Annotated in this window: 10 protein-coding genes, 1 tRNA gene and 1 pseudogene (1 of these 12 cut by a window edge); 10 read left to right on the top strand and 2 right to left on the bottom strand. The window is 60.2% G+C overall.

The features are described from left to right. From BGN91_RS06680 to BGN91_RS06665, 4 genes are all read left to right on the top strand, one after another. Positions 1–82, top strand: partial view of a hypothetical protein gene (locus tag BGN91_RS06680; RefSeq protein ID WP_292611640.1) — the final stretch only. It extends 290 nt beyond the left edge of the window; 82 of the gene's 372 nt are visible here — the last part of the coding sequence; its start codon lies beyond the left edge, outside the window; its stop codon occupies positions 80–82. Between the two features lie 721 nt (positions 83–803). After that, positions 804–1,457 carry a cold-shock protein gene (locus BGN91_RS06675; RefSeq protein WP_292611648.1) on the top strand — a complete coding sequence of 218 codons (654 nt, stop codon included), beginning with the start codon at positions 804–806 and terminating at the stop codon, positions 1,455–1,457. Between the two features lie 180 nt (positions 1,458–1,637). Then, positions 1,638–2,129: a DUF192 domain-containing protein gene (locus BGN91_RS06670; RefSeq protein ID WP_292611638.1), complete on the top strand. Its 492-nt coding sequence runs from the start codon at positions 1,638–1,640 to the stop codon at positions 2,127–2,129. Between the two features lie 185 nt (positions 2,130–2,314). After that, positions 2,315–2,391: transfer RNA gene (locus tag BGN91_RS06665), tRNA-Pro, on the top strand. A 165-nt stretch (positions 2,392–2,556) separates the two neighbouring features. Here the strand turns inward: BGN91_RS06665 and BGN91_RS06660 are convergent. After that, the gene (locus tag BGN91_RS06660; protein ID WP_292611637.1) at positions 2,557–2,892 is read right to left on the bottom strand and encodes a hypothetical protein; all 336 of its coding nucleotides are present in this window, start codon (positions 2,890–2,892) and stop codon (positions 2,557–2,559) included. A gap of 466 nt (positions 2,893–3,358) precedes the next feature. On the opposite strand from BGN91_RS06660, the gene BGN91_RS06655 reads away from it, so the two are divergent. After that, positions 3,359–3,664, top strand: a complete 306-nt coding sequence (locus BGN91_RS06655; RefSeq protein WP_292611635.1) for a hypothetical protein — start codon at positions 3,359–3,361, stop codon at positions 3,662–3,664. A gap of 576 nt (positions 3,665–4,240) precedes the next feature. Further along, positions 4,241–4,498 carry a hypothetical protein gene (locus tag BGN91_RS06650; RefSeq protein ID WP_292611633.1) on the top strand — a complete coding sequence of 86 codons (258 nt, stop codon included), beginning with the start codon at positions 4,241–4,243 and terminating at the stop codon, positions 4,496–4,498. Between the two features lie 375 nt (positions 4,499–4,873). On the opposite strand, the gene BGN91_RS06645 is transcribed toward BGN91_RS06650, so the two are convergent. Next, on the bottom strand, positions 4,874–5,170 hold the full coding sequence (locus tag BGN91_RS06645; RefSeq protein WP_292611631.1) for a hypothetical protein: 297 nt from the start codon (positions 5,168–5,170) through the stop codon (positions 4,874–4,876). Between the two features lie 495 nt (positions 5,171–5,665). Here BGN91_RS06645 and BGN91_RS06640 point away from each other — a divergent pair, with 495 nt between their 5' ends. The 4 genes and pseudogenes from BGN91_RS06640 to BGN91_RS06625 all read left to right on the top strand — a co-directional run. Then, a complete protein-coding gene (locus BGN91_RS06640; RefSeq protein ID WP_292611629.1) occupies positions 5,666–7,477 on the top strand; it encodes a carbamoyltransferase C-terminal domain-containing protein in 1,812 nt (603 codons plus the stop codon). A gap of 130 nt (positions 7,478–7,607) precedes the next feature. Next, positions 7,608–7,913, top strand: a complete 306-nt coding sequence (locus BGN91_RS06635) for an ETC complex I subunit (protein ID WP_292611627.1) — start codon at positions 7,608–7,610, stop codon at positions 7,911–7,913. A gap of 220 nt (positions 7,914–8,133) precedes the next feature. Next, positions 8,134–9,738 carry a carboxyl transferase domain-containing protein gene (locus tag BGN91_RS06630; protein ID WP_292611625.1) on the top strand — a complete coding sequence of 535 codons (1,605 nt, stop codon included), beginning with the start codon at positions 8,134–8,136 and terminating at the stop codon, positions 9,736–9,738. A 2-nt stretch (positions 9,739–9,740) separates the two neighbouring features. After that, a pseudogene (locus BGN91_RS06625) lies at positions 9,741–9,955 on the top strand (biotin carboxylase N-terminal domain-containing protein); the annotation flags it as partial.

The raw sequence follows: 9,955 nt of genomic DNA, 5'->3' as shown, positions 1-9,955 counted from the left end.
GGTCTATTACGGGGCGTCGTACGGCTATCGGCCGGGTCCCTACTGGCACCGCCGCTGGCATCGCCCGTATCGTTATTGGTAAGCCGACGCCCGCCCCTGAGATCGAAATGTCTCGGGGGCAGAACGATCATTCAGGCCGCCTGATGACGTTTGTTGGCTGCGGCATCTCCAAAGCTCGATCTATTCGAGCGCGGACGGATAAGTAGTATTCCTCACGCTCACGCCGGAGCGCGGCTTGATGCGCCTTGAAGTTGGCCACGCGTCGCGCGATGTCGGCTCGTTCTGATCTTTGTCGTTCTGATCCTTGCCTGCCTTCCGGACTCATCTGATTTTTCGGCCGCGTCCCGTCATCTTGCTCATGCATTGTTCTTGATTCTCCGACGTCCGAGCCATTCTGGAACGATTTCAACAACGCGAAAGGCGCGTTTAAATCGAATGTAATTGCGGAGCAGTTATTCGCTCCCCAATGTACGAGGCATATTATGCGCTACGCTTTCGGCGATCAGGGCCAGAAAATGCGGCGTAAAGGTGCTTATCCTCAACAAGCAGCCGTTGAACGGCTGATTGACCATCCTGCGCGACGTCAACAACACGAAAATACGTAATGGGGAGCGGCGACGAAAATGATTCGCGCATGTGCAAGGCTGTTCATAGATTCACGTCAAATTATTTTTTGTCTTGCGACGTCAACCATAGTGTTATCTTTTGATTCGTAAGATTCGCGCGGCTATATTCATCTGGGAATAACGGTGTTATCCAGACGAGAGCCGTAGTGTAATAGTAAATGTGTGGGGTCCTGGGTCATGGGGTCTGACGGATTTGAATCCAGGAAGTTTGGAGGTCCGACGGTGAGCGATCACCTTGGATCGAAGGACTTTTCTGGAACCACGGATCGGGAGTCAGGGGTCGGTCCGTTTACGGGGCTTGGCGAATCCCCTGCCAACATTGTCGAGATCAGTGGCGTCATCAAATGGTTTGACGCTTCAAAGGGCTACGGTTTCATCGTTCCCGATAACGGCTCGCCGGACGTGCTCCTGCATGTCACTGTGCTTCGTCGTGACGGTTACCAGACGGCCTATGAAGGATCCCGTCTGGTTTGTGAATGCGTGCAGCGGGCGAAGGGCTATCAGGCGTTCCGGATTACGTCCATGGACGAATCCACGGCCATTCATCCGGCGCAGATGCTTCCGCCTCGGACCCACGTCAGCGTGACGCCGACCAGCGGTCTGGAGCGGGCGCAGGTGAAATGGTTCAACCGGCTGCGCGGCTTCGGGTTCTTGACGTGCGGCGAGGGGACGCCCGATATCTTCGTCCACATGGAAACGCTGCGGCGCTTCGGCATGACGGAGCTTCGGCCGGGGCAGTTCGTTCTGGTCCGGTTCGGGCCGGGTTCCAAGGGAATGATGGCGGCGGAAGTTCAACCGGAAACCGGGGCTCCGGGCCTGTCCTCGCATTGAACCGGCGAAAGGGGTATCGCCGCTGAGGAGAAAGACACGCGGAGGGTCGACCGCCGAGGGCTCGACCTTCCGGAAAACGTGTTTTGCGGCAGCGGAGGCCGCCCGCTACGGATCATGGCCGACCGGTGCGGCGACGTTTCCGGCGGCTTGCGAATATCCTTCGTCCTGACGGGTTGCCCGATGATGCGCATGCGGAAGGTCGGTCTTGAGTGGCTGCGCGCTGGTTTGTGGATTGCGCTGCTATCGTGGATCGGCATCGTCACTCCGTCTGGGGCTGGTGCCCGCGCTGCCGAATTCCAGACGCTGGAGATCGCGACCCGAGCCGGCGTGAAGATGTTCTCGGTCGAAATGGCGACGACCGAGAAAGAAAAGGAAAAGGGGCTGATGTATCGGAAGCATCTGCCGGACGGGCAGGGGATGCTGTTCGATTTCTCTCCGGCCCAGCAGGTGTCGATGTGGATGAAGAACACCTACATCTCGCTCGACATGATCTTCATCGACCCCGACGGCCGGGTTCTCCGCATCGCCGAGAACACCGAGCCGTTCTCGACCCGCATTATTTCATCGGGCGGTCTGGCCAAAGGTGTGCTGGAAGTGATCGCGGGGACCGCGAGAAAGTACGGCATTGCGCCGGGCGACCGGGTCTCGCACCCGCTCTTTAACGGCCATTGAGATCGTTGGAGCGCTTTCGAGCCACGATGGCTGCGAACTGCCCGGCGGATGGATGCCGGTCCGCGTGGGAGAAAACGCATCTATTCAACGATAGAGCGCTGCTACGGTCCCCGAGAAGCGGAATGGCCCTTGGCCGGCTTGCTGGGCTGGCCGGAAGCATGTAACGACATCGTTTCCCAGCGGATCGGGGTATAGCGCAGCCTGGTAGCGCGGCAGTTTTGGGTACTGCAGGTCGTTGGTTCGAATCCAGCTGCCCCGACCATATAAATCAATGACTTATGGCGTTTTCGCGCGGGCGTGCCTTCGGGCCGGACCCGGAGGATGCCGGTACGGTCAGAAAAACGCGTCGTACGGCACCGGAATCGCCGGGGTCGTTCCTGTCCCAATGATCTTCTGGCGATTGCCCGGCACACCCTGCTGCAGCACATCAATAATCGGGAGTGCCGCGCGGATTCGCCTTAGCCCAGGCCGTAACCTTTTCATCTGGAATGATAAGCGATGACTGGCCGCTGGACGCGTAATAGCTCTTTCCGCTCTCCACGGAATAAGCCACTCCGCCCCATACTGCGTCGTCGTCCAAATGTATGCGTCCAATCTCCGGATTGATGTTGCTTACAGTCGTGACCTTGATTTCGAGGCGGCCGTATTGGCTGCTTCTGATCGCGGCCAGATCGCCAATCTTGACGTTGCGATAGTAGCGCTCGATTTCTTCGGCCGTTTGACCGCGGCTTGGGTCGCCGGAGGGCTTTCCGGGAGGAAACATATTCTAGGCAGCCTTCTAATAAAGACGCGACAGAACGAGCCGCTCTGTTTGTTTTCGACAATCCGGATGGGATGCTTGCGCTAACCGGAGGGTTTTCGGGACAATAGCAAGTCGAACGATAGCTTGCCAATCGCCTCATTTCCCGGTGTAGCCAAACCTCGCCGATCGGTATTTTGCGACATCTTGCCAATCGGCGCTCCGCTGCAGCGCGCAATTTTGAATCCTGTCGCGGCAGGTCGGGCCCGCGCCGGTCGACAACGATGCGCGGGAGGATTAAACGGTCATTGCGGTTAAGCCAGACTGTGGTTCGAGATCGTTCATCAGACGCGGCAATGAAAACGCTGAGTCAGGTAGACAACATTGACCGATCCTGAGCTTCCGAGGTGCGCGTGGTGGAATCAAAAGAGGGCGGGATCGATGTCCGCATTGGACGAGCGCGTTGAGATCGGCCGGAGAGGATGAAGCAATGAGCACCTGGACGCTTGTTGCTCGACCCGAAGGGGACGGCATTGCGGCCGATCTGACGATCGACGGCGGATCACCGCTCACATTGGGTCGGGTCGAAATTGAGAGACTGGAAGCCGCGCTGGAAAATGCGCTTGCGGGTGTTGACGACATGTACAGCCGGATTTCATGCGTGAACGCCGGCAACCAGATCGTCGTGTCGGTCGACAAGATCACCGTAGCTGCCCTGAGATATGACAAGGCGGATCTGATGTGCAGCCAGTTGAAAGAACTTCTGGCGGGACAGGGCACCGAATTTATCGGCTAAGAGGCAGTCGAGAGACTGTGCTGGGAATTCTACGGGCCCGTGAGCGCTTGCGATCGTCCGCCCGAATCGATCGCTGTGATTTTGCCGATTACTGAAAGAGCACCGATAGCGCTGAGTCGTGATCGTCCTGTCGACGCTCCTGTCCGAATAAAGGCATCGCAATCCTGTTGAGAAAAGCAACTGCGGCTGGGCGAGAGCTAATCTCTCAGCGCAGGGCAGCAATGCGGATATGTCCAGCCGCCTAAAACCTTTCTGCAGTCATAAAGAAAAACCCGTCGGCGAGGAGGACTCCCGACGGGTTTTTACGCGGTACGGAGGGGATGAACGGGTAACTGAACCGTTCGGCGAGACAATGCGCGAGCCGCAAAGAAGTTGCTATGCAGACTACGCGGGGGTGCTCTGACGCTAGCGATAGAAGTAAATGAGGCGATGTATAGTAAGACATACATCTCCCCTTGACGGAAGAAAACCCGCCGGTCTTTCGGCGAGCTGCGTCGCGGATCTGCTTCTCGGACGTGTCTTCACGATCCGATTGCGGATGCGTGGATATGGGGAAGTCAGGAAGAGAAAAAAATGATGTCTGATGCAGATCGAGTAGAGTTCGGAAATCGTCTTGCGAAACTTGTCGCTGACAAAAATTGGACAGCAGACGAATTTGCCCGCGAAGCATCGAAGCGTTTCCGTGGCCTCCATGATTTCCGCCGTTGCGACATCTCGCTCTACATGCGCGGCATCCAGTTTCCGAAGCCCGCGCGCCTGAAGGCGATCTGCGAAACGCTTGGCATCGAAGCAAAGACACTTGCGACCGAAGTTCACGTCGGCATGAAGCACTAGTTTGAAGCGATAGCTCCGTCAGAGCCTGGTTCTGATGGAATCAGAGGCCGCTCGTTGAACGGCCTGCTTCAATCGGCTGTAACGCGCCGCTAACCGGTTTGACGCGTGAGCCGTTCCCGCGACGGGGATGGCTCTGCCCAGCGGTCGATCAGGTTGCGTGTCGGTTATGGAAAGTTGCGTCGTTGGCCTCGTGCGTTCCCAGCGACGCGATGGGCGCGGCTCGATTCATGGGCGCCGGATTGGGATGGCGTTCGATCGGAATCCATGTGTTGGACCATCGATCGAAACGCTTCGCCTTGGAATCGGTCGTGCTTAAAAGAAAGGGTGCGCCAGCGAACCGGCGCACCCTTCGATGCTTTATAACTTGATCGGCAATCAGTACGGGCAGATCGTGCGGCCCCAGCGCGGGCTGTAATAGCAGCCAGGCGCGATGAAGCCCCAGCCCCGGCCTCGGCCCCAGCCGCGACCACGGCCCCAGCCGCGTCCGCGACCCCGACCCCAGCCACCGCCGCGTCCACGACCGCCGCCGCGAGCTTCCGCAGACGTTGTCGATCCGGCCACCAGAACCGAAGAAACGCCGGCAACGCCGATAAAATACACGCAAACCATCGCCGTCGCCGCCAGGATGCGGGTGACGATGCTGCGGCGCGCGCTCGAACTTTTTTGAATCATCAAGAGAATCTCCAACTCTGTTTGGCACCTTCGTGAAGCAGACCTTGTATTCGGGACGACCATTGTCGCGAATATAAGGCAGTCAGTTTGCCGTGGTTCGGTGCATGATAAAATAACATTTCCAACGCATTTTGAGCGTGTGCCGCTAATCGAGACCAGGTTCGGCGTCCGCCCGGTCAGGGGTCGGCCCCCGCCGTATTCAGGTTCACGCGGGATTGGTGAAAAATCCGGAAATGTCCTTGTGTGTCAATTTGTAATCAGTAGTTGTGATGTCGGCAATTGACGGCTTCCGGTTGCGCTAGCTCTCTTGCGGGCATCGGCCGATTTTTCCGCTCCGGCCGCCTTGAACTTGGTGTGCCGCAGAAGCGACGCAAAAGAGCAGGCATAACGTGGTCCGGCGGTGCGGCACGTTAAACCCCTCTCACTCATGGCTCAGGCTCCGCGAATATGGTGCGGAACCTGAATTTCTCCCTCCAGATCACCCCACAGAGGCTCATGTCAAAACAGCACACCTATGTCCTCGGTCTCAACACCTACGATCACGACGTGAGCGCCTGCCTGCTTCGCGACGGCGCCATCGCTGTCGCCATCGCCAAGGAACGGATCACGCGCGAAAAGCACGCCAGCGGTTTCTACAAGGAAGTCATCGACTATTGCCTGAGCGCCGAAGGCATCAGCATGGGCGACATCGATCTGGTGGTCAGCAATTGCTACATCCTTCCGGTTCCCGAGATGGAGGAGCGGCTGATCTATCAAGACATGCCCGGATTTCTCCCGGCCGAAGAGCGGCTGCAGGCGAAGGACCATCCGTATTTCCGCGCGCATTCCGACAAGGTGGTCTCGATCTCCCACCATCTGGCGCACGCCTACAGCGCCTTTGCGGCCTGTCCGTTCGACGACGGCGTGATCATGATCGTCGACGGCGTCGGCAGCTACCGTTCGGACGTCAACGAGGCTTATCCGGAAAGCGACACCGCAACGCCGCTCGCGCGGGAATCGGAGAGCTATTATCGGTTCAGCGGCAAGACGCTCGAATGCCTGAAGAAGGTCTGGATGGAGCCGGACCGCGGCTTTTTCAGCGACGAGTTCTACAACATGCCCGGCCTCGGCGCGCTCTACAGCCGCGCCTCGACCTACATATTCGGCGACTGGAACAAGTGCGGCGAGCTGATGGGCCTCGCGCCTTACGGACGGCGCGATAATATCAAGCCGCTGATGGAAATCGCCGACAACCGTCTCACGGTTCCGCGCTGGTCGGCCGACCTCAACCAGCCCTACCTCGCCGATGGCGGCGGAAAATGGGAAAAAAGCCCTTCCATGCGGCATTGGGAGGATTTCGCGTGGCGGGTTCAGGACGATACCGAGAAGGTATTGCTCGCGCGCGCCAACTGGCTGCGTGAGACCACTGGCGCAAAGAACCTCTGCATTGCCGGCGGCGTGGCGCTGAACTGCGTCGCCAACGGACGCGTCGCACGGGAAGCCGGATTCGAGAACGTCTGGATTCAGCCCGCCGCAGGGGACGACGGCATCGCCATCGGCTGCGCCTATTACGGCTGGCTTGAAGTGCTGAAGCAGGGCCGCGGATTCGTGATGGAGCACGCCTATGTCGGCCGCAGCTACTCGGACTCCGAGGTCGAGGCCGCAACCCAGCGCTCGATCGTGAAGGTCCAGACGGCGGCGGTGAAAAGCCCGAACGTCTACGCCGAAACCGCGAAGCTTCTGGCGGATCAGAAGGTCATCGGCTGGTTTCAGGGGCGTTCCGAATTCGGTCCGCGCGCGCTGGGCAATCGCAGCCTGATCGCCGATCCGCGCAAGGCCGACATGAAGGACATCCTCAACAGCAGGGTCAAGCACCGCCAGCCGTTCCGCCCGTTCGCACCCATCGTGCTGGCCGAGCGCATGACCGATATCTTCGAGGGCGACGAGGACTCGCCGTTCATGCTGATCGCAAAGAGCGTCCGGCCGGAGTGGCGCGACCGGATTCCTGCGGTGGTTCACGTCGACGGCACGGCGAGGGTGCAGACCGTGCGCGAGAGCACGAACCCGTCACTCTATCGGCTGCTGAAGGAATTCGAGGAGCTGACCGGCGTCCCGGTGCTGATCAACACCTCGTTCAACGTCAAGGGCGAGCCGATCGTGGAGACGCCGCGGGATGCGATGCGCTGCTTCCTGACCACGGGCATCGATCACCTCGTGCTACATGACACGGTGATTTCCAAGAAGGGGCTGCACCGGATCGTGGGACCACTCGTCGGCGTCTACACCGACGTTGGCGCCGTCGTCATGTCGAACCTCAGGCAGGGCTGAGGATCGGCGGGATGCGCCGTCCTGTCACGCCGGTTGTGGACCACATTGTCACGCCGCGGCATACGGAATATACGTTAGGAGGGTGCCCGCCGGCTTTACCGGACGGCATAGCAGTAGGTCGCAGCGATCCATGACAGCACGTATCTTCAAGCCCGCCAAAAACGCGATGCAATCGGGGGTCGCCCAGACCAGGGAATGGCAGCTCGACTACGAACCCGAGCAGGCGCGGGTCATCGAACCCCTGATGGGCTGGACCAGCTCCGGCGACATGAAGCAGCAAATTACGCTTCGCTTCGATACAAAGGAGGACGCCATCGCCTATTGCGAGCGCGAGGGCATTCCCTATCAGGTGATCGAGCCGAAGCCGAAGGCGGAAAGAAAGGCAGCCTACGCCGACAATTTCGCATTTCGCCGCATCGAGCCCTGGACGCATTAGCTAGCGCAGGTCGCGTCGCACATAATTGGCATGGCCGGGTATCGCCGCTCGAGAACGGCGTCGCTTCGCTCGCCTGTGGTCCCGGCCATTCATATTTTTTGCTGAAATTCTAAAGACGTGGATGCCCGGTATAAAGCCGGGCATGACGGGTTGCTGATTCCGTCTAAAAGAAACATGCTCCAGGCGAGAGCTTCAATGCCTGCCACCATCCTGGGCTGCCATGGCGCTTCGTTCCGGTGTCGATCCAACTTCGTCCGATTTTGCGCGCAACGTCGATGCGATGAAGGCTCTCGTCGCGGAGCTGCGTGACAAGCTCGCGATCGTCGCGGGCGGAGGCGGCGAGGCCGCTCGCGCCCGCCACATATCGCGCGGCAAGATGCTGGCGCGCGAGCGCGTCGATCTGCTGCTCGATCCCGGCACCGCGTTTCTCGAACTGTCGCCGCTGGCGGCGAACGGAATGTACGGCGGCGACGTGCATTCGGCGAGCATCGTCACCGGCGTCGGCCGCGTCTCGGGCCGCGAATGCGTGATCGTCGCCAACGATGCCACCATCAAGGGCGGCACCTATTATCCGATGACCGTGAAGAAGCATCTGCGGGCGCAGGACATCGCGCGGCAGAACAATCTGCCCTGCATCTACATGGTGGATTCCGGCGGCGCCTTCCTGCCGCAGCAGGACGAGATCTTTCCGGACGAGCGGCACTTCGGCCGCATCTTCTTCAATCAGGCGAGCATGTCGGCGCAGGGCATTGCGCAGATCGCCATCGTGATGGGATCCTGCACCGCGGGCGGAGCCTATGTGCCGGCGATGTCGGACGAGAGCATCATCGTTCGCAATCAGGGTACGATCTTTCTCGGCGGGCCGCCGCTGGTGAAGGCCGCGACCGGCGAGGTCGTCACAGCGGAGGAACTCGGCGGCGCGGACGTGCATTCGCGGCAATCCGGCGTCACCGACCATTATGCGCAGAACGATGCCCATGCCATCGGGATCGCGCGCCGTATCGTTTCCACGTTGAAGCCGCCGCGACGCGCGCCGCTCAACATGCGTGAGCCGCGCGAGCCGCTGTTCGTGAGAGAGGAAATTTACGGCGTGGTGCCGGCCGGCGGCCGCAAGCCGTTCGACGTGCGCGACATCATCGCGCGCATCGTTGACGGCTCGGAGTTCGACGAATTCAAGAAGCTTTACGGCCAGACGCTGGTATGCGGCTTCGCCCATATCTGGGGTTATCCGGTCGGCATCGTCGCCAACAACGGCATCCTGTTCAGCGAAAGCTCGCTGAAGGGCGCGCATTTCATCGAATTGTGCTGCCAGCGCGGCATTCCGCTGGTGTTCCTGCAAAACATCACCGGCTTCATGGTCGGGAAAAAATACGAAGCCGGCGGCATCGCGCGCGACGGCGCCAAACTTGTCACGGCGGTCGCGACCGCCGCCGTGCCGAAATTCACCGTGGTGATCGGCGGCTCCTACGGCGCGGGCAATTACGGCATGTGCGGCCGCGCCTTCTCGCCGCGATTTCTGTGGATGTGGCCGAACGCGCGGATTTCCGTGATGGGTGGCGAGCAGGCTGCGATCGTTCTCAGCACGCTGCGGCGGGAGAATATCGAAGCCAAAGGCGGCACGTGGTCGGACGAGGAGGAGCGCGAATTCCAGGCGCCGATCCGCGCGCAATACGAAAACCAGGGCAATCCGTATTACGCCACCGCGCGGCTGTGGGACGACGGCGTGATCGACCCGATGGATACGCGCCTGGTGCTGGCGCTCGGATTGTCGGCGGCTGCGAACGCAGCCGTCGAGCCGACGACGTTCGGCCTGTTCAGGATGTGACGATGGCAAGCGCTCCACGCTATCGTCGCTTCGACACGCTCCTGATCGCCAATCGCGGCGAGATCGCCTGCCGTATAATCCGCTCCGCTCGCGCGATGGGGCTGCGCACGGTCGCCGTTTATTCCGAGGCCGATCGCGGCGCGCTGCATGTCGCGAGGGCCGACGAGGCCGTGCTGCTGGGACCGGGGCGCGCCACCGACAGCTATCTCAACATCGA

The sequence above is a fragment of the Nitrobacter sp. 62-13 genome (genome assembly GCF_001896955.1).
Taxonomy (GTDB): domain Bacteria; phylum Pseudomonadota; class Alphaproteobacteria; order Rhizobiales; family Xanthobacteraceae; genus Nitrobacter.
The sequence above is the reverse complement of the archived record's forward strand: the minus strand, read 5'-3'. Positions and strand labels throughout refer to the sequence as shown.